Annotated in this window: 13 protein-coding genes, 1 tRNA gene and 1 pseudogene; 8 read left to right on the forward strand and 7 right to left on the reverse strand. The window is 42.2% G+C overall.

Annotated features, from left to right (window positions below; all coding sequences use genetic code 11):
• Positions 1 to 148 precede the first annotated feature (148 nt).
• The 3 genes from ES754_RS12300 to ES754_RS02185 are packed head-to-tail and all read left to right on the forward strand — an operon-like array spanning position 149 to position 2,745.
• Complete coding sequence (locus ES754_RS12300; RefSeq protein ID WP_147221649.1) at positions 149 to 796, forward strand: sterol desaturase family protein; 648 nt, start codon at positions 149 to 151, stop codon at positions 794 to 796.
• Entirely contained in the window at positions 742 to 1,143 is a 402-nt protein-coding gene (locus tag ES754_RS12305) for a sterol desaturase family protein (protein ID WP_265090711.1), read from the forward strand. Before ES754_RS12300 ends, ES754_RS12305 begins: the two co-directional genes overlap by 55 nt.
• A gap of 48 nt (positions 1,144 to 1,191) precedes the next feature.
• Positions 1,192 to 2,745 carry a DUF3482 domain-containing protein gene (locus ES754_RS02185; protein WP_147221653.1) on the forward strand — a complete coding sequence of 518 codons (1,554 nt, stop codon included), beginning with the start codon at positions 1,192 to 1,194 and terminating at the stop codon, positions 2,743 to 2,745.
• 42 nt (positions 2,746 to 2,787) lie between these two features.
• Here ES754_RS02185 and ES754_RS02190 read toward each other — a convergent pair whose 3' ends face one another.
• From ES754_RS02190 to ES754_RS02200, 3 genes are all read right to left on the reverse strand, one after another.
• Positions 2,788 to 3,795, reverse strand: a complete 1,008-nt coding sequence (locus tag ES754_RS02190; RefSeq protein ID WP_147221654.1) for an ArsA family ATPase — start codon at positions 3,793 to 3,795, stop codon at positions 2,788 to 2,790.
• A 46-nt stretch (positions 3,796 to 3,841) separates the two neighbouring features.
• A complete protein-coding gene (locus ES754_RS02195) occupies positions 3,842 to 4,123 on the reverse strand; it encodes a cory-CC-star protein (RefSeq protein WP_147223205.1) in 282 nt (93 codons plus the stop codon).
• A gap of 201 nt (positions 4,124 to 4,324) precedes the next feature.
• On the reverse strand, positions 4,325 to 6,004 hold the full coding sequence (locus tag ES754_RS02200; protein ID WP_147221656.1) for a carbon starvation CstA family protein: 1,680 nt from the start codon (positions 6,002 to 6,004) through the stop codon (positions 4,325 to 4,327).
• Positions 6,005 to 6,482: 478 nt separating this feature from the next.
• Between ES754_RS02200 and ES754_RS02205 the strand changes: the two genes are divergently transcribed.
• Positions 6,483 to 7,151 carry a hypothetical protein gene (locus ES754_RS02205; protein WP_147221658.1) on the forward strand — a complete coding sequence of 223 codons (669 nt, stop codon included), beginning with the start codon at positions 6,483 to 6,485 and terminating at the stop codon, positions 7,149 to 7,151.
• 111 nt (positions 7,152 to 7,262) lie between these two features.
• Positions 7,263 to 7,826, forward strand: a complete 564-nt coding sequence (locus ES754_RS02210; RefSeq protein ID WP_147221660.1) for a hypoxanthine-guanine phosphoribosyltransferase — start codon at positions 7,263 to 7,265, stop codon at positions 7,824 to 7,826.
• A 71-nt stretch (positions 7,827 to 7,897) separates the two neighbouring features.
• Here the strand turns inward: ES754_RS02210 and ES754_RS12165 are convergent.
• The 4 genes and pseudogenes from ES754_RS12165 to ES754_RS02230 all read right to left on the reverse strand — a co-directional run bounded on the left by ES754_RS12165 (position 7,898) and on the right by ES754_RS02230 (position 19,851).
• Positions 7,898 to 8,431: pseudogene (locus ES754_RS12165) on the reverse strand (MepB family protein).
• A 72-nt stretch (positions 8,432 to 8,503) separates the two neighbouring features.
• Entirely contained in the window at positions 8,504 to 10,831 is a 2,328-nt protein-coding gene (recD, locus tag ES754_RS02220; RefSeq protein WP_147221662.1) for an exodeoxyribonuclease V subunit alpha, read from the reverse strand.
• A gap of 93 nt (positions 10,832 to 10,924) precedes the next feature.
• Positions 10,925 to 15,319, reverse strand: a complete 4,395-nt coding sequence (locus tag ES754_RS02225; RefSeq protein ID WP_147221664.1) for a UvrD-helicase domain-containing protein — start codon at positions 15,317 to 15,319, stop codon at positions 10,925 to 10,927.
• Positions 15,320 to 15,426: 107 nt separating this feature from the next.
• The gene (locus ES754_RS02230; RefSeq protein WP_147221665.1) at positions 15,427 to 19,851 is read right to left on the reverse strand and encodes an exodeoxyribonuclease V subunit gamma; all 4,425 of its coding nucleotides are present in this window, start codon (positions 19,849 to 19,851) and stop codon (positions 15,427 to 15,429) included.
• 382 nt (positions 19,852 to 20,233) lie between these two features.
• Here ES754_RS02230 and ES754_RS12170 point away from each other — a divergent pair, with 382 nt between their 5' ends.
• The 3 genes from ES754_RS12170 to ES754_RS02245 all read left to right on the forward strand — a co-directional run bounded on the left by ES754_RS12170 (position 20,234) and on the right by ES754_RS02245 (position 21,588).
• Positions 20,234 to 20,407, forward strand: coding sequence for a hypothetical protein (locus ES754_RS12170; protein WP_227677750.1), 174 nt, complete (start codon positions 20,234 to 20,236; stop codon positions 20,405 to 20,407).
• A gap of 238 nt (positions 20,408 to 20,645) precedes the next feature.
• Entirely contained in the window at positions 20,646 to 21,449 is an 804-nt protein-coding gene (locus tag ES754_RS02240; RefSeq protein WP_147221667.1) for a hypothetical protein, read from the forward strand.
• Between the two features lie 63 nt (positions 21,450 to 21,512).
• Positions 21,513 to 21,588 (forward strand) — tRNA-Arg (locus tag ES754_RS02245).
• Positions 21,589 to 21,713: the final 125 nt, after the last annotated feature.

Here is a 21,713-nt window from a genome sequence, read left to right on the forward strand (position 1 = left end):
ATCGATTCAACTATTATTTGTTATTTAGAACATAATAAATGCTGTCAAATGACGCCCACGGCCACAACAAAGGCTGATTTTTTAAGGGTTTAGTCTTATATTAGAATAACAGTGAAGACTCACAACGGCAAACAAGTGGCGGTATGATGTGGCAGCGACAGATGATAGTAGTCATAATAGTAGCCTAATCAATTTAGGTCAGTATGGTCAGACTTTAGAAGGTTATAAAGACGCTGTGAATCACAGTATATTGGCCATTGCTCCTGAATCATGGCAGCCGCTACTGACCAGTATTCTACCCACTCACTGGCAGGAGTGGTTATTACCGTTAATGGGCGCACCATTTTTTCTACTTTTTTTAGCAGAGTGGTTTTATCAGTCTAAACGCGGACGCGGTGCTGCTTTTAGCTGGAAACGAGCGATGACTAACTTTAGCTTGGGCGGCTCTTATTTAAGCTTTGAACTGGTGATTCAAGCCCTGATCGTCCTCCCTATTTGCTTATGGTTATATCAATATAGTCTGTTTACTATTGACGTGACTTGGCTGACAGCAATACCGATATTTATTGCCGTCGAGTTCTGCTATTACTGGTTCCACCGCAGCTCGCATTGGGTCAATTGGTTTTGGTCAGCACATGTACTGCATCACTCTGACGATCAGATGAATCTATCGACTGCCATGCGCCAAAGTTTGCTGTATTCCCTCACTGGCTGGTGGTTATTCTTCGTTCCGCTCCGCTTATGCTACTTGGCGTGCATCCGGTTTGGGTGTTCTTCTTTTACGCCCTTGATTTAATTTATCAGTTTTTTATTCATACTGAAACCGTCGGTAAATTTCCCAAATGGGTGGAGTATGTCTTTGACACACCTTCGAATCACCGTGCCCATCATGGGACTAATAACGACTATATCGACCAGAACTATGGCGGGATGCTCATCATTTTTGATCGCTGGTTTGGTACTTATGTGGAAGAAGATGCCGTCAATAACCCTGTAACTTATGGTGCGGTTGGTGAGACCAGTACCGATAATGTGTTTGGCTTGATATTTTCAGTGTTTTACCGGATGTGGCAACGATTTTTTCGTGCTAAAGGATTAAAAAACAAGCTAAAAGTGCTATTTAGTCCACCAAGCGCGGTATAGTATTCTAATTTATCTTAACTTTTACTATAAATAATATAAGACCCTATTATGAACCATGATAATAATAAAAATATGGATACCGTCGCCTTAAATAAAGAGAATAGCAGAGCTCAAATACCAATAGCATTGGATATAACGCCAAAGTCTGCCCGAGAAAAAACGACAATTGGTAGTGGGGAGCCGTTAAAACTGGCGGTGGTTGGCCACACCAATACGGGTAAGACCTCAATTCTGCGTACCTTGCTGCGTGATGTGTATTTTGGTGAGGTCAAGAACGAAGCCGCCACTACCCGCCATGTTGAGCGCGCTCAGTTGACTGACAGTCTGACTGGTGATGTCTTGGTATCTCTATATGACACCCCTGGCCTTGAGGATGCCTCTGGATTGATGGATTGGCTGGAAGATAATACCGCCAGTCGACGCGATGGTATTGAGCGTTTACAGCAGTTTTTAGCCGCTGACATTGCATCTGGAGCAACAGGTTCTGATGCTGTAAGTGGAGATGAAGACTATAGCCAAGAAGCGAAAGTTATCCGACAGCTGCTGGCAAGTGATATGGCAATCTATGTCATTGATGCGCGTGAGCCCGTTCTGGGCAAGTATAAAGATGAATTGGCTATTTTGTCTTGGGCGGCCATTCCAGTTATGCCAGTATTTAATTTTACGGATAGCCAAGATGCCAATATTGACGCGTGGCAGACTATGCTGGCACGGCGTAACTTACATATCTCGACACGTTTTGATTCGGTCGCGTTTGAATTCACAGACGAGATGCGGCTATGGCAAAATCTTGCTACGATGCTGACCCACGCAGAAATGCTTGAACAACTCATGCAACGCCGAACTGAGGATTGGGCGCAGTTATATGATGAGGCCAATATTATCATTGCGGACTTTTTATTGAATGTTGCCGCTTTTGTACGTGAAATTAACGATGATGATGACCCAATGCCTATATTGCAACAGATGCAAGAAGCAGTGCGTCAAAGTGAGCGGGCCATGCAACACAAGTTATTAAATTCGTATAAGTTCTATGATAACGCCGTAGCCGCAACCCCACTGGAACTACAAGCTTACCAGCAAGACCCTTTTGATCCTGAGTTGCTCAAGAGTTACGGTATTCGTACGACCTCTGGCGCGGCAGCTGGCGCGTTATTAGGACTGGGTATTGATGTAGCGGCGTTAGGCACGACTTTAGGGCTGGGCGCTGCTCTCGGCGGTATCGCTGGTGGGTTATTATCTAATACTGGCAGCATCGCAGATAAGCTAACTGGGGTGAAGCGTTTATATATTGATCCGGCTACTTTAACCTTACTGGCTACGCGGGCGATAGACTTACTTATGGCGTTACGTCATCGTGGACACGCCGCTACCGATGCGACCCAAATGCTATATAGCGGTGAGATTGATGAGCATTCGGGCCATATGGACGATGATGTCAATCTTGTTACCCCATGGCTAACCCATAAGTTGCCAAGTGAGCTTAAAAAAGCCCGTGGTAAGCCGCAATGGTCATCACTAAGTAGCGGGAAGTCTGAACAAGCACAAAGCTTGCGTATCGATGCGGCATGGTCATTATCGAGAAGACTTGAACGAGCATAAATTAGTGAGCTAAGACTGTTAATAAGTTATTTCTTTAATTTGTTAGATCAATAATACACTTAATGCCTCAGTGCCGCGCACGTCTGTTTGTTGCAGATAGATAGGATATACCGGATAGTTTTTGAATTGTTCTTCGATATCATCTACTAATTGCTGTTGTCTATCAGCACGCTGTTGCCAAAACTCGTCTGCTTGTATAGGTGTAATCAGCTGATTAACTACGATTGCCGCTGGCGTGAGGTTTGTTTCTTCTAACTGCTCAATAGCGCGCTTGGTTTCAGCCAGTGGCAGCACATCTGCAGTCATTACCAGCACAATTGCGGTTTGCTCGCGGTCGTGAAGCAGCATTCCTGCCTGACGAAACAATGCCTTACGCTTCTCTAATACCGTTACTGCCTGTTCCCAGCGGTCAGATTTTTGCTTGGCAAATGGATTTGGTACGTCATTTTTATTATTTGCACGACTACTGGTATCCAAGTGAGTGGCAACTGAGCGCAACTTGGCTTGTCTTCTCTGCTGAGCCAACAGTCCGTCCGTCCATGCCCCCATCATCTCCGGCAATACCAACAATCGTAAAGTATGTCCTGTTGGGGCCGTATCAAAAATAATATGATCGTAGCCTGCCCCAGCGGCGGCAACCAAATGCTGACACATCGACTCGAGCATGGCGGCTTCTTGTGCCCCTGGTGCTGACTTTGACAGGCGCAGATGCTCGCGAATTTTGGGCATCATATCGGGATTAGCATAGCCTTTAATCGTGCGCTCAACTTGTGCAAAGTGCGCATCGACTATGACATCAGGATTCAACTCAATAGCATCAAGGTAAGGCGTGATAGCCGTTTTTTCATTACTCAAGCGTACGTTTAATACATCACCTAAGCTATGTGCAGGATCAGTGGAAATAATGAGTGTCTTTTTCTGCTGGCGAGCATAATAGCTGGCAAGTGCCGCTGCGGTCGTAGTCTTCCCCACGCCGCCTTTACCACCAACAAATATAATGGGCTGCACAGATAGTTGTGTTACTAGCGCGCTTAAAGGTTGTAATGCCATATTTTTGATCTCAATTATTATTTTACTATCAGTTACTACTACTATATTAGCAGCAACCCACATGATCAAAAGGACATCTATCCATGCCCATACGGGTGTGCCATTCGTGAAAGTTTTCTAAGAATAAAGGCTGCAATTCAAGCGTATAGAAGCTGGCTGGATTATCGATTCCTAAGCTTTCAGCGAACATTAGTAGCATGAAAAAATCTTCTTCATCACGAGCTGCGCGTGCCATCGTTTGTCGATACGGGGCATGATAGAACTCATTGAGTCCTTCTAAAAACCGCTGCCACCATGATACGTTGTCTTCTACTTGTCTATTAGACATAGCTGGCAAGCTATCTATTTGTTCTGAATGCTCTTTTAGAATTTTATTATTATCTTTGTTTCTCATAGCCTACCTCATCTTGCTGATAATGACGGACTTTAAAATATATTGTTGTCTAAAATATAACACGTCTAGCGCACAATATAAAAAACGCCAGCAAGTGCCGGCGTTTTATTTTTAAAGTATGATTACTGCTGAGCTTTACGCCTGATTCTTACCTTTATGAGCTGACCATTCACGGCGCAATACAGACAGACTCTCGAAGGTCACCAAAATGGTAGCAATCAAAATAATAATATCCATAATAATAAGTAGCCAATTGCCATCAACGTAGAAGGTTTTAAGTTGTAGTAATAACGCCAATACCGTCATAACTAGTAAGAAAGACAAAGGCGCTAAGGTATACCATACTGGCTTGCCTTTACGCAATAAAATGACCGTCACAATCATTAAAGTTAATGCTGCCATTAACTGGTTAGTAGTACCAAATAACGGCCAAATAATCATGCCGCCTTCTCCATCGATACCACCTGCACCAAATGCTAATAGTAAACATGTTCCTACTGCTAAGAAGGTTGCTACTGTGCCTTTGGTCAATACTGGAATATTATAAAACTCCCCAAACTCTTGGAAAATATAACGTTGTAAACGCACGCCAGTATCCATCGTTGTGCCTGCGAACAGCGCTGCCATAACGGTCAGCATGGTTTGTGATAATACCATGTCAATACCAACACCAGCATTCAGTATCGTTGCGCCGCCATCAATAAACGCGCCTATCGAGCCATCACCGAATTTTTGATAGACTGCTTGCCAATCACCAAGGGAGGCAAAACCTGCAGTTGCCGCAAGGATAGCGCCTAACGCTAGCATTCCTTCACCAAGGGCACCAAAATAACCGACAAAACGCGCATCTTCTTCTTTATCAATTTGCTTAGAAGTCGTTCCCGTTGCCACTAAACCGTGAAACCCTGAAATCGCACCACAAGCAATGGTCACGAATAATAATGGCATAATTGAGGGTGTGCCGATTGGCAAGTCCCTATTAATTGCTGGAGCTACAATATCGGGTGTAGCAATAAAAATAGCCGCATATAATAAAATCAGTCCAACGAATAGTTGCAAGCCGTTAATATAATCACGTGGCTGTAGCAGCATCCATACGGGTAATAAAGACGCAATTGCAGCGTAAATAAATAGAACAATAATCCAAATTGCAGTATCTGGCAGCCCTAACACCGTCTCAGGTAAGACCACTGGGAACATAGGCCCAAGGTAGATAAGTCCGTATAAGGCCACTACGCCAATTATCGATACCCAAAGTAAACTCATTTTATAGCGATAGATACATTGACCAATAATGAAGGCAACGACTAAAGCGCCCCACACAGGTAATACAGCTGAAGGTGTTTTAATAAGCATATTAGCGATGGCAACACCAAATACAGCGTTGACCATTAATAGTAACAAAAAGATAACCACCATCATTAGGCTGCGAACCCGTGAGCCCATCACTGTACCAGCAATAGAGCCGATAGACTGTCCTCTATTACGCATACTGGCCCAAATAGCGGACATATCATGAATGCCTGCCATAAAGATAGTACCAAAAACCACCCAAATAACAGCGGGTAGCCAACCCCAGATGACCGCAATAGCAGGCCCAATAATTGGCGCAGCGCCTGCAACTGAGGTGAAGTGATGACCCCATAATACAAATTTATTGGTTGGTACATAATCCACCCCATCTTTCATCGTATGCGCAGGCGTGGGTCGGCTATTATCTAATGCTAAAATTTTGGTTGCTATAAACTTTGAATAAAAAATATAACCGCAGAACATTGCGGCGACGCCAACTAATAATACAATGGCACTGTTCATCTTGCCTCTCCTTAAATATCTTAAGAGCGATAAAAATATATCGCTTTTTGTCTTTTATACCAAAATAAATACTGGCAGGATGATTAGATTTAGATCTTTAACGTTTCTCTTTTTTAAACACAGATTTATAGCGTTATTATCGTTACGCGCAAGCTTTTACGATTCAAACCTTACCATTGTGATAGATTAGAATACTAAGAAAGCTCATACCTTCTCTGTGTGGAGGTGAATAACAATAATTATGGATAGCAGGTTTTCCGTAAAATACAAACTAATACTACCAACAGTAAATGTTTCAACAATCCTTTCTAATTGTAAACGATTTGACATAAAATGTAACGTTTGATGTCAGAGTTCCTTTAAACTACTGTTAGAATTAAAATAACGATAAATTAGAAAAGCAGTGTGTTCTTACTACTTCTCTTCCCGATATTATTCTGCACACTCATAAATAAATTATAGAAATAAAGGTAGCATAATGACGCATTATTTTGGTTTTTTACCCTCCGATGAACTAAGCGATATGATCGCTGAAGCAGAACGTATTATTGAATCGAATGAGCAAGTAGACTATTACCCCTATCGCAACAAGCTTACGCAACAAATTGCTCGTGAACTGCTCGATAACTTACTAGTCAGTCTTATTGATGTGATTCCGAACGCGGAACGGCAAGCATCCATGCGTAAGATTGTAGGTACCATTGAGCGCGCTACAGAGACGCTCTTAAACATATTACTTGGTAAAGATAAAAACGAAGATATTATGCCCAGTTTTAATTTCTTAAAAAACGAAAGTATGTTTATAGATAATGAAGGAATGCGTCGCGTTGGTTTTGCACTATCTAAAGAGTCAGCTCAAACAATTACTGAAGGCTTTGCGGCAATGACGCCTGATACTGTTGATAAAGTTAAATTCAAAACTGCGCTTGAAACTATGACCGAAGATGCGTTAACGCATTTTATGAGCCGATTCACTGAAACGCTTAAGCTTGGGATGATTAAACGCAAATCCGTGCCAGTGGCTAAAGCTGCTATTGATAAGGGAATGAGTATGGCGCTTAATAAGCTATTACCACAACTTCCTGATGATGGCTTAAATCGTTTAGCACGTTTTTATCGTCCTTTTCTTATAGATATGGCCGATTAGCAAAGACTGTTCACTGCAGAGATTTATTTTTGTTCCAAAGGTACGTTATATTGGGCAAAACCAGTAAAACTTGATAGAATAATCAGCACTTTTTACCGAAGGCGCAACCCCATGACTCAAATCAGCAATCAAGAAATTGAACAAACCCTGCGTAACTCAGAGTGCCTTATTAGTAGTACTGAAGTGGCCGCTGCTTATGAGCGCCTTGCTGCCCAGCTTAATCTACATTATGTTGGGCTAAACCCGATTGTTATGGTCGTGATGAACGGTGGTCTTATTCCAGCGGGTCAACTACTTACCCATCTTACCTTCTACCATCGCATGCATTATATTCATGCTTCGCGCTACCGTGACAATCAAGGTACCAACGAGCTTGATTGGAAGTTTAAGCCTGACGTTAATCTTGCAGGCGAGCACATATTACTGATTGATGATATTTTTGATGAAGGTATTACCCTAAAAACTATTGTAGAAGAGCTGGGTAAAGAGAATCCTTTGTCTATTGAAACTTGTGTTTTACTTAACAAGCAACATGACCGTAAAGTAGAAGGCTTCGATGTTGACTTCGTTGGTCTTGATGTTGCTGATCGTTATGTCTATGGTTGTGGCATGGACTTTCATGGTTACTTGCGTCATCTACCAGGTATTTATGCTATTAAAGAAGATAAAATGTAATTCGCATTCTTTGTTAGTAAGATATATTTAAAAAAGCACCTAATGGGTGCTTTTTTTGATTGAAAATAATTTTATTGAGCATATAGCGCTAGTATTTTATCTATAGGTATCGTACTTACATGACTAATTTTAAAAAAATAGTCCAATTGCCATAGTTGAGTTTGTATTGCTGTTTTATTAGTTGGCTTATCCCAGCTTGGATAGACTCTCATACCCATTTTTCCTGTGGTTATATGTGACTTGAGGATATCTTTGTTAATAAGAATATCCTTTGGAAAAACAAACTATCCAAATTTAAGCTCTTTATTAAAAACGGCAATGACTAATAAATCTGGCGCATTGTCGATACGATAAGGTTGATTGATAGTGTCAGTATCTTTCTCCCAAAAAGTAACGAACTGCCCTATTTTAGTTGGCGTTGTCTTTGACACTCTAAAACGAACAGTCCGTGTTATCAGCCTATCAGCCAGCTTAAAATTTAGTGTAAATCTACCCGCCGCATAATCAGCATTCTGCTGTTCTTTTATAACGCAACTTATTGTCATCTGATTAGCCATATAGATAATATTATTAACTTTATTTAAAACTGTTTTGAAATTCTGCATTTATGCTTCTGCTTTTTTAGCATTTTAATTGTTTATGGAAAATAATTTCAAGTGACTTTCTGTTTAGTATCTCTAATTAAATTTAGAGAATTGCAGTGCTAGCCCAGTTTGGCGCACCGTTGGCGTTGACAGTGCGTAAGTAAATGCAGAGGCAGTACTAAAAATAGAAACCCGTTTTTTGGCGCGTGTAACTGCAGTATAAATAAGCTCTTTACTGAGTAATCTTGTATTTTGATCATCAAAGCTAATGGCTATATGTTCAAATTCTGAGCCTTGTGACTTGTGAATAGTCATTGCATAAGCGGTTGCGGTGGTTTCATCGCTGAGCATATTAACAGAGATTCCTTGAGCTTTATTCTCAAAAAATACTTGTAAGCGCCCTCTATCTGTCTGTAGACAGATGCCGATATCACCGTTAAATAAACCTAGCTCGTAATTGTTTTGTAATATCATTACTGGACGCCCGTGGTACCAAGGTGATTTAGATAAGGGCAGCTTAAGCTGATTTTTATGCTGTTCACTGAGGTAGTTATTAATATAATGGTCGCCATGTTGTCCGTAATGCCCTGCTGTGAGTACTTTAAAAGTATTAAGCGATATCATAAGTTCTTTATAGTTCTTAATGTGCTCAAGCGCTGGTATGGATTTTTCCTTTGTTGTTTTTTTTAGTATTTTTTTTGTTCTTTCAAAATATCTATTATAATCACTTAGGCTATTTAATGTTAATTTGTTACTAGTACTAGGAATATCTGACGCAGTATTAAATGCCTGATAAAAACTTAAAGCTTCATCATCTCGCAGCAATTCCCAAACAGCAGGCAGATCTGTATCGTTTTGATTGATAAGTCGAGCCAGCTTGCCTATGCCCGACTCTGCACTAAAGCGACGACTTACCTCTAAACGTTGATGCACATCTTGTAGTGCAGGAATGCGGCATAAATCAGCCAACACGGCACCTGCATCCACTGCAGCCAACTGATTGGCATCACCCAATAAGATGAGCCGCGCATTGGGCTTTATCGCACTAACCAAATAGTTTGCTAGCTCTACTCCCAGCATTGAGGCTTCATCAACAATAACAATGTCTTCGCTCAATGGATTATCAGCGTTATAACGTGGTTGCCCGCCGCGCCCGATACCCAGCAAGCGGTGAATTGTTTTAGCTTCAGGCAATTGCATAGTAACGCCTGCTTGTTGCAGTGCATCTTGTAGCGACTCTTGCATACGCTGAGCCGCTTTACCAGTAGGCGCTGCAAGTGCGAGATTCGTCTTACTAACGCTGTCCCCTATTACGTCTTCAGCTTGTGCTTGCTGTAAAGCTATAACGAGTTGCGCAACGGTAAAGGTTTTTCCTGTGCCCGGCCCTCCAGTAATGATACTAAAGGCCGAGTTATTAGCCATATGAATGGCATCTTGCTGCTCAGTGTTTAAGAGTGGGTTGAGAGTGATAGGCAATTTGTTAACCGTTTGGTTTTTAATACGCATAATGTGGCGCGCAAGAGCATATTCTGCTTGCCATGTACGGTGTAGCCATATAGTTACTGTTAAGTTGTCATCTACTGATAACTCACTTTGTAAGTTTTTCTCTTCTTGAAAAGTTATGGGGCTATCAATATTTTTGCTATTGTTTTTAGCCTTACTGAATAGCGGGTTTTTTTCTAATAGTGTGATAAATTTACTTAGGCTATTTTTTTGTAGATTAAGCGTTTCACTTTGGGGATGATTGCCAGCTATTAAGAAGTTATAAAGCTGTCTACAAGTGACATAACGCTGCTCTAATATCTGCTTTTCATAAATAGGTAATGAGGACTGTAATAATGCCGCTTGCCATAACTCTTTATTCTCTAGTATTTCGATACCAGTCGTCATCGTCGCTGCCAAAATACCCTCAGCTTGGATAACTAGCGGTTGTAACAATGGCTGTAATAACTGTAGTTGCCATGTCGATAAGTTGGCATTGTCATCCTGCAGCCCATTACTAAGCGCAAAGCTGTCAGCATTACTATTGAAATTATTATCAGTATCACTATCCGCAACAACTTCCAAAACCAGTACGGTATGCCCCTCTTCTAAACGTTGTACGAGTATTTCAAACACAGCTTCAAACAACCAGTTTTCGGTATCGCTACCTTCATTAGTAGTAACTGGGCTCGGTTGCAACTGGGCTTGATAGGCGGTCTGCGTCTGCTTACGACGCTCTAACAGATAGCGGCTGATGGTGGTAGCCCAGCTATTATTAATGGTGCTATCGACTTTACTTTGAGTGTTACTCTTTACATCATTTCTCGCCAGCAGTTGTGCCGGTTTAACTTTTGTAGCAGTGATTACGTCTTTGCCTACGTTTTCAGCAGCAACTGGATTGGTTATTGGTTTTATATTCTTATTTATAGAACTATTCATAATGTACCCATTAATTATTTTATAACTTATCTTTTATATTTAGCAGCTCACACGTATTGCCATAGCGGTTGTTAGGTGATGGCGAATTAGCAATTATGGAGTTGGTTTGCCAAACAACTTATCTAAGGCGTCTACCAATGCAAAAGGGATTTGCCATTGAATACGTCCGTAATTATGCAGTCCTTGTGAATCAATACCACGTAAAAACACATATTCCACTGCTCCCAGATATTGAGTCTCGTTACCTTCGTAATTTTGCAAGCGCAAGCGTAAAAAACGATGTAAAGCCACTTGATAGATAGCAGCTTGTAACCAATAACCTGCTTTATTCATAGCGGCACTTAGACTTTCATTGTTATAATTACTTAGGCTATTTCCTAAATAGTTACTTTTATAATCCACTACATAGTACTTGCCAGCATATTCATAAACTAAGTCAATCTCACCGCGCAAATAGCGATAGATATAATCAGAATACTGAGAGGTAAGCTGAATATGTTTTTCGGGCTCATCAGGCAGATGTTCTGTAAAGGCATCGTTAATACCTTCCGGTGTAAAACCAGCAGCCAACCCCATATTAAAGCCCAGCTCAGCAATACGCTGTTTGGGCACTAACGCTTGTAATGGCTGACCAGATGCGAGCAATGGTGCAGCCAACACATCAGCGACCCAAGCTATCAGATCGTCATGAGCAACGGCTAACGACGCATTATCTGCTATTGACTCAATAGATTCACCCGTAATTGCTAACTCTCTTTCTAAGTCTGACGTACTTTGTGGTTGCAGGCGCTCTTGATACTCCGCACTAGTATAGCTAAGTGGCAACTGATACTGGCGGATACCTTGGTCTATGATGGCCGTCCATTTATCTTTATTATTAAAATCTATCTTCTCAAAAACTTGGTGCAAAAAAGTGCCAGCATTGGCCCCTTTAACAAAGCGAAAACGAATGTCGTCTGCTGTTATTATACTGCCATTACCACCATCGTTTTGATCAGCGCTAGAGGAGTTATTTTCTGACACTATTATACTGTCAGTTATGTCTAGCTCGTCCTCTATACCATCATCAAAAATAGCGAGGGCTTGGCTTTGCTCGCTTAACTGCCGCGATAACGCAGTAAAGCTGGTTTTCGCCCACCCTTTAAAATAACTGTGTTGTAGCTGATCATAAGCCTGTTGGTAATCAATACGAATAATAGGGTTTGGGGTCGCTTTTGCTGATAAATGCGTAGCGCGTGCGTCTTGTTTATTAGTAGTAATAACCGCTTCGGCTGCGGTCTCAATGGTTTGATATTCTACCCAGCCAATTTGGTCTTGTAATCGTTCCGGCAGCGTAAAGGCTTTATCCTTATTATCACCATCTAGCCATTTCAAAATCGGTTTACGTTCGGCTCCTGCGCTACTATAAACATCGCTCAGCACTATATACAGCTGCTCACTGGCACGAGTGAAGGCCACATAAGCAAGGCGTCGCAATTCTTCATAGTTTTCAGTGGTTTCAAATTGGGCACAGTAATCCAATGATAACTCGCCTTTTGCAGACTTACTATGTGGCTGACCCGCACTGGCAGATAAACGTCGTTCTGTTCGTTCATTATCAATATCATGGTCATATAAATATAAGTTATGTTTGTTACGGCTACCCGCTTTAGGACTAGCACCATCCATACCCACGACATAAACGACTGGAAACTCTAAACCTTTTGACTTATGGATGGTCATCAGTTGCACGCCTGATTCGGTCGGTAATGGCTGCTGTTTCGCCCACTCTGGTGTGTGCTTGCTGTTCATGTTTTTTTTGTACCATGCCAATAACTCATGCTCACCGATGTGCATCCCATGCTGCGCTAAAATGTCTAACAAGTGTCGTAAGTCCATTAGGTATCGTGCGCCATCTTCTAAGCCTGCAAGACCGACCCAAAGGCTTTGACCTTGCTTCCCCTCTTTTGGTGTGGCCATCGGGTTATATGCCAACACATAATGTAATGCCGATAAGATGCCCCCATGTTGCCAATGGTTGGCCGCTGTCTTTAGATAAGTCTGAAAATCATGATAACGTTGTTTGAGTTCTACAGGTTCAGAGTCAGGATTTTGTACTTCTGTATTGTTAACATCAGCATCAACACTTAGCATCAGTGCTTGTACCTCATCGAGGCTTAACTGATAAAGATGACTGGTTAACACCCGATTGATAATATCACGTCGATATGGGCGTAGCATGGCTTCTAATAATGCGACCAAATCAGCAGCGATAACGGTATCGAAAACATTGGTCTCTGCGGTCTCAAGCGTTGGCACACCAAGCTTAGTCAGCATGTCCTCAACTTGCTTTAACTCTTGCTTTCTACGTCCTAACACCCCGATGTCGCTTGGTTTTAACGGACGTCCCTCTATGGTTTGTTGACTGGCTAATAAGGCGGCGATATGCAACGCTGTCAGCTCACAAGCATTATATTTTGCTTCTTTATTGTAAGGCAGATGAATCACGCTAACAGGACTGTCCGGTAATATAGCAACTACATCAGATGACGCCATACCTTGTTCAATTACAGGCTGCTGCCATGACACACGCGTATTAGTATTGGCAGCGGTGATATGCTGATAATAAATACTTTTACCTAATTGCGCCAATTGATCAGCGCTTTGCGAAGCTGAGGTATCGTTAGTAATCATATCTTCAGCATTAATAGTCGGGTTCGAGCGGCCAAACCAATGATTTAACGCGGTAATCAAGCGCTCGTTTGAACGGCGATTGACATCAAGGCTCATCATATTTTTATTATCAAAGTGTGCTTTCATCGCGTTATAGTTGGCCACATCACCGCCACGGAAACCATAAATCGCCTGTTTTGGATCACCGACCAATAGTAAAAAGCTACGACTGGCTTCTTTAGCATCTTTATGGTCTTGATTGATATAAATACGCTCAATCATGCGTGCCTGCTCGCCATTGATATCTTGCGACTCATCAATCAATGCAACAGGGTAATGATGGCGAATATAACGTGCCAGCCGCTCACCTTGCTTACCAGATAGCGCTTGGTTTAACCGTACCATTTGCAGCGCAAAAGTCGTCTCGCGTCTGGCTTCTAGTATCGCTGGTAATTTATCTCGTACGGTAAGCGCAATATTGCGGTTAAGAATCTCAATCAGTGAATCAAGATAACGTTCAATATGTTCGGCATAATCATGCAGCGCTTTTAACGCCTGTATGCTTTCAAGATTGATAAAAGCTAAGCGCTCGGCTTCTTTACCTTTATTAAAACCTTTACCGCCCTCCTCTTTACTCAAAAAAGCATGGGGCAAAGCATCATAAAACTTTTGGGCTTCGGTATCTAAATGCTCAAAAAAAGTCATATCATACTGCTGAATAGCACTTTGGATACTGATTATCCTATCAGCTTTCGTACCAAGGCTAGCATTACCTGTAAAGCCTTGAGCCTTACGATAGTCCTTATCAAAATACGGCTCAACATCCTTTAAGTCGCAATTTTTAAAACGTGCCAACGCCTGCTGATATCCCTCAAAATCAATAGCGTCGCCCAATTCAACAGTTTCAATAGGCGTTGAGATAAATTGAAGGGATTTTTGCGCGACAGACAGATGATCAGCAGGCGCTGTTAAGCGATTAGTATGCTGTAATAGCGCATAAATCTCTGGTTGCTGATGATACATCTGGCTGTGGAACGCGCGTACTTTATCGTGAATGATACTTTCAATGACAATTTGCTCATGGTCACTGATTTGCATCCCTTGCTGATAACCAGTCTCGGCACTGTATTCAGACAGCCACTTTTGTGACAGGCTGTCTAACGTTCCCACAAACAACTTATCTAAGGTTGTGAGCACTAAGGCGGTGCGCCTGATGGCCTCAATGAAAGGATAGCGTTCAGTATTGTCGAGCAGGTAGGTCAACAAATGACTATTAATAGGGTCAGTCATTAAATCTGCATACCCTGCTAGCGACGCTTGCCGCTCTAACCATACCTCTCTTGCCTGTCGCTGCTCTGGACTAACTTTTATAGAAGATTTTACCTCGTCGTCGATTTTATGGCTGGCAGATATCAACGTTTTCTTATGTTGCTTAGCGCTGTTACCTATCAGTTGCGGATAAAGAATATCATGGGTTTCAGGGTTAGCTTGTAGCTTGTTAAGCCATTGCAATAATTGATAAAAATCAACCAGCCGCGCATGGATACGTTCGCGCATCTCAGCGGCAGCGGCGCGGGTAAAAGTAGTGGCAATAATATGCTCAGGAGCGCGTTTTGCCTCAATCAATAAGCGCAACACAATACCAGTCAGCGTCCATGTTTTACCGGTACCTGCTGATGCTTCTATCAGATACTTACCATTTAGCGGCACTCGTACGGCTGGTAATTTTTGAGGCGGTTGCTGATTGTGGGTATGGGGCCTCGATGTCGTCTCAACAGCTTCAGAGTGATGAGTGTTATTGTTTTCGTTATTATTGTTAGGCATAGTTTGAAACATAAAAGGTCACTTGTTCTTGGTATTCATAGTAATAGTCTGGTAATAGCATCGCCACTTAATCAGTTATCAAACTACACAGCTATAGCGTTCATTATCCTTAAAGGCCATCATGGACACGGCTTCAAAGCGTCATTCATAGCGCCAAATAACAAAGGTGCTAATATGGGCAGCGCATTAGTCAAAGCGGTAAAAGCGTCTTGTTTTTGTAATATATATTGCCATAGCTCATGCTGCGAGCAGGTGTCATAAACCCTATCATTGTTATAGCCTGACCATAACCAGTTCTCAAAATCACTACGTTTAAGCTGATAAATACTGTCTTTACCTTGAGCAACATTTACTTTATCAAGGTAAGTAATCGCATACACTGGTAACACTGTGATTACCGTACTAGCAGCAATCTGAGCAAAGCGTACCCATTTCAATAGCTCGGCTAACGCGACTTTATAAGTAATAGGCGCAAGCTCAAAAATAGTTTTACCTTTGTATTTTGTGTGCTCTTCACTAGACTTATTAAAACGCCAGATACTTCTGCCATCATTATTAGCGACTTGCTCCTCAGTAGTACGCCGCGCCACTTGCCAAAAGACGTGTGCCAACCAAAAGCGTAATAGATGCTGGGTGCGGGCGCTATTAGGCAAAATATTGATCCATAACTTAGCTGATGTCTCTGCTGACAGCGCTGATGGCGAACCGATATCTATTGGAACGATACCTTTAATATTTAATTGACCTTGAGCATTCATTTCAGGCGCGTGAACGCGAATCATTTTTTCGGCACACGGAGTCAGTAACGTGAAGCACTGCTCGGTGGCTTGCATATCGATATTGGTATTATGAGAAGGCTTAACGTCAATGCCCATCTTTAATAACTGTTCAGCAAACTCACGGTATTGCTCAGTGATTTTAAGTTGTTGATAGTTTAGAGTCGATTGACGTGCGACACCAGCTGGCATGACAGGGTCGTATAATAAACGACTCAGTTGCTGCGCCTGTTTATTGTCGCTCTCAATATCATTAGAGCCCGTATGATTAGAGTCAGTAGCAGTATTGCCATGCATGTCACTGAGCAACTGCGCATTGATGGTATACGCATCTAAGCTTGATAAGGATAACGGCTCTTGATATACAGTATCTTCCGCTGGTAATACAATATGCACTTGCTGCTTTTTTAGGAAGTGCTTTGCCGGATGACGAACTTGTAGATATAAATATTGCATATCAACGTGGGTAACGTCGAAGGCTTGGCCAGTATCGGCTCTACTATCCTCATTACAAACTCCATTATCTGGGTGAATACGGCGAGCAATGGTGGCATAGTCCGCTTTAGACGGTAAATTCACTTTAATAGGAAGGCGTGCGTTATCTTTATCTTGCGCTTGTAGACGCTCAAATACGTCCTGCCAGACTTTTGCAGGCGCATTGGTTCTTTTCTGATTTAGCTTTTCACCTTGCATCGCACGCTCTAAGATTTGTATAAAGTCTTGTTTGACTTCAGAGCCAAGTATTGCTTGCGTGTCTAATATTTCTGGCCTTATAAACACCTCTTCTGCAAACGGCAATGCAGGGTGCTGGGTAACCAGCCACTGTTCAATAAGCTTGGGCAAGTAACGCTGAATTTGTGCGGTTAATGCCGCATTATTGTTGTCATTAATCTCGCTGTCATTCCCATGATTACTATCAGTAGCTAGTGATTCCGTCCCTAATAGTTTTAGCGGATCCCATTGCCATTGCACCTCCCCCTTTAAGAACTGTAATAATTCACTGACTGGGTTGGCCGGCAGATGCTCATGAGTATCGGTCAGGCGTTGACCATTATAAAAAATCCAGCAAGAATCACGCGCGCACAGTAAGGCGTCTAAGAACGCGCCGTTATCATCGTCTTCACTGAATCTATCGCCGCGTTGAGCCAAGCCCGCCTTCATTAAGTCATAACGATTATCACGGTCACGATTGGGAAACTCCGACAAGTCCATATTTAACATCACGACCAGCCCAAACGGTACATTACGTAGCGCACCAAAACGCCCAAAGGTAATCACACCCGTAGGCTCAGCACTGACTTGCTGACTCTCTAACTCATCCTCAATGCTATCCAGCATAAAGCTAAGCTTGAGGGGTAAATTACTCACTTGTGACAGCCGCGCTTCGACTTGCCCAGCGGCTAACGTAGCGCTCACATTATTGTTATCATTGCTATTGTTATTATCGGCATTCGCAGTACTGTCATGCTTGCTGCCAGTATGATAACGCTGATAATGCCGGTTGGCTCGCAGACTACTTTTAAAGCCATTCATTGCATTAAAAATCGCGCGCATGGGACGGGTTTGGTCAAATGCACCAAAGTAAGGATGGATAATATTAGTTTCAATCCGGTCCAGCCAATCCTCAGCTTTATAGCGCGCTTGGTACTCGTTACGGCAGCCATTAATGCCAGCATGGACACGGCATAAAGCTTCAATAATAAGAGCATCGTCTAAACTAATGGCGGAAATAGGTACTGTTTTTTCAGCTAAAGTATTGTCTTGCCAATTATCGGGATATAAACAATCGCTGATACTCGCTTCGGGCATGATTAAGCCCAATGCTATTTGATCTAGCGCATAAACAAAGCTAAAACGGTAGTCATAGTCTTGGGCGTCCAAACTGTGCTGCAAATGTGCTTCATCAAACCCACGAACAAAACCTGCTTGTTCTAACAAATCACAGCCACGGCTCATTTGTTCATGGGTCAATCCTAGACTTTCGTATAATGGTGGTAGCATTAACCAATCCAATACTTCAGCCGACTCAAAGCGTGCCGTATCGCTACCTAGTAAACCATAAAACCCACTTATCGCCTCCCACAGTTGGCGAATTGATTTATCAACCACTCCTGTGACTTTTGCAGGTAGACTCAAACCATCCTGACCTTTACCAGTCACGAATACAGAGGTAATCAAATCATGATGACGGTCAACATCAGGGAGGAGTACGACAATATCAGACAGATGGCGAGTGTTTCCATCGTTATTAGTGTCATTGAGCCAGCGTCCAATCATACCGCGCAGTACTTCAAGCTGACGCTGTAAGTTGTGACATGAGTGAATACTTAGGCTATTATCATATTGTGACAATTGCCACTGCCGTGGTTGCTCATAGTATTTATTTTTTAGGGTATCATCGCTATACCATTCGGTTTCTAATGGTTCATTATCTTTAAGGATTTGATACCCTTTATGATTACTTAGGCTATTTTTATAATCTTGCTCTGTATTTAAATCGAGCGCCATTTGCGTCCCTAATGCGGCACTGACCCGCCCTGAGGTTGCCTGTTGGGTAGCGCTTTCATCCAACATGAGAACATCTTGCTGCAAATGCGCGAGCAAACTTAACGGACGTTCTGTATTTTTATTAGTACGTATCGCGTTGACAGTTCTTGGATTTTCTTCTACATCAAACCGATCTTCCCAAACCAACTTAAAATCGTCTTTATCTTCGTTGCCAGACAAACTTGCCAGCATCGCAAAAGTCTCACGCGACTGCTTGCCCAAGCGTGATAACAGGGTGTGCCCATAATCCCGTAAAAACACACTTTCAGGGTTAATCACCTGCTGGCGCTGTAGCCACTGCTTATCCACGATATCTGCCCAAAACAGCTGCGAGGGATTGTAATGTAATAAGGTAATATGCATATATTTTGATAAACGCTGCAAAAAATTTAGCTCATTTTGAGGCAACTGTTGAATCGTAAAAATATGCATCTGGGTGGGTAATATGGCTTGTATATCTATCCCTGTGTTGTGAGTCTTATCCGACATAACCTCCCAAAACCGCGTCTCAATAGCGGAACGATGCTCATATACTGCTGCAAATAGTAGGTGCCATAAATGCCGCTGTGCCGCCTCAAGCTCGGTATAATGGGCAACCAACCACTCCGGTGTTTCGCCCGCATACTTATCAAACGTCATGGTCAGCTCGTCTTTGGCTGCCACCATGGCAGCGACGTCCACTGCTTTGTTGTCCGACCAAAGATTTAACCACCCTTCCCGATGGGTTAAATAACGACTAAACACGCGCGAAAAGTCAGTAGCCAGCGACCATAGACGCACATCTTGCTGACTACGGTCGGCCTCCACATCTAATAATGCGGACAATAAAGGATATAATGGATGTTGATCGTTCGCCATGATGTCATTTTGATAATAAGTAAAATAACCAAACAGACGCCATTGCATCACTGCCCCCGTCAATACTGCCACTTCTGGTACGGTCACTATTTCTTGAGTTGACTGCGTATTTTCCAGCCACGTATTATATTCAGCCAGCACTTTTTGCATTAACGTCCACTGGTACTGACCCCAAAACGTCGTCGTGACCAAAGTGCTGATACCCGCTTGACTAGCAATAGACTTATCTAGCCAATCGCCGAGTACCATTGACGGCACAATCACAACAAACTCTTCAAAAATAGGCTGATTTTTAGATTTATAAGCGGTCAGCAACTGCTCAACCAAACGTTCGGTACGGTGGGACTGAATAATAGTAAACATAGAGAATCATCTAATTATGGCAATGAAGTACAAGAAAATAAGAACACAACTTAAAACAACATTCGCGATGACATAAGGCAAAATGACAGTTTATCAAGGGCGAATACTTAGCAGCATCATAGTGTGGCATTGATATCGGTTAGTTACTAGCAAACAAGGCAGTAGCGTATTAGTTTGCGACAGATGGTGACGCATGTATGAAGGTTTAATCATGATTGAAGGGCTATGTTACAATTTCTGATAGAAACAACCTGTTTGACTCTTTTTAACAATGAGATGACTGCATATAATACCACTGCGTCCAATTGATGATATCTTTGTTCATCCCAAGCGGCGATTATACGTTGACTATTACCGCAGTGCGCTGTGGGAGCTGCCACGGATGAAGGTTGATAAGACTGCGTGGCAACGGCGGCAGCCCTATACTGATGATACCAATGAATTGTATGTCAGTCATCGGCAAGTTATTTATGGCCCTATATTAGCCCAAAAACTGGACACTCTAAACTTGCCCGCAGCAGTATATGGCAGCTCTCTAAATTTATTTGAAGCATAGTGTAAGGTACAAGACTTTGATTGACCCAAAGAAAAGCTTGCGACCGGACTCTCTCTATTAGCCGCCCATCACTCGACTTCATACTCGCAAGCTAGATTAGTTACTTCAACCGCAGCAAGCGATATATTCAATAATATGTTGGCAGAGCTGGCGGATGAAGTTATACATCATCATATTTGACTCATTAGAATAATTTTATTTACTGATAAAACATTAATTAAGACACGAGCGGTTAACTATGAAAGACTACAAACTGCTATTGGCTGCACTACTTGTATTAATACTGCTTATTTTCATTGGTATCTTTACATGGCTATGGAGCAGTAATCGTAAAAATGCGGACCCATTACCTATTATGGCTACTGAAAGTGAGCAGTCCACTAACACCAGTGGAGACGATATAAATACAATTGCGACTAGCATCCTACATGTGCAAGCCGAAGAACAATTACAGGCGGCGTTAGATGATGTGATTATGAAGTTTGAGTCACGCTATCCTAATACGCAAGTTTTGGCCCTATACGTCCCTGCTAAATCATTACTCACTTTGCCGGGTACTAGTAACGCTAATAATAAGCCATCGTCCTTACCCATCCATATTGACGTTATTATAGCCGATGAAAAAATTGCGCAAACTCGACTGATACCCCTACAGGCTCTACTTAATGATGCTCAAACTAAGCTTAACCATAGTGAGATCAATACCCGTAGTACAGCACAAAACAATTTAAACCCTGTAAATGCAAACCCTGCAACTGGCAATGATAGTATTGAGGCACGTCACTTAGCTTCTTTTAGCTATGCAGTAAAAAACACCGAGTCAGTTGATGGCGTTATTCTAACGGACAATCCTATTGCTGTCAGTTTCCGAAATTTTTTACTCTCGAGTGCTGGACAAGACATCTTAAAAAAATACGGTTATGATAATATTGATGGCTACAAAAATAGTGTGGATGATTTATTTAATCCAGCATCACGCGGCAAAAAAGCCAGCGGACAACCGTCAGTTAAAGTCGCTGATGCGCTCAGCAATGGTACATAATGCTTAATTACTTATTATGGATTGCTTTTATAAGCGCTTTTTTTTACAATGGAACTCCTTAATGCGCCTATAGCTCAACAGGATAGAGCAATTGCCTCCTAAGCGATCGATCCGAGTTCGAGTCTTGGTGGGCGCACCAATCATTGTATTTAGACATAACCTCGCATTACCTCAAACCCTCTGTTTAGTTACTATCATGTCTTTATTCATTACCTGCTAGCACCACTACGATGTTGTTAAAAATATTAACTCGTCGTGTTTAGC

This window comes from Psychrobacter frigidicola, from assembly GCF_007997305.1.
GTDB lineage: Bacteria > Pseudomonadota > Gammaproteobacteria > Pseudomonadales > Moraxellaceae > Psychrobacter > Psychrobacter frigidicola.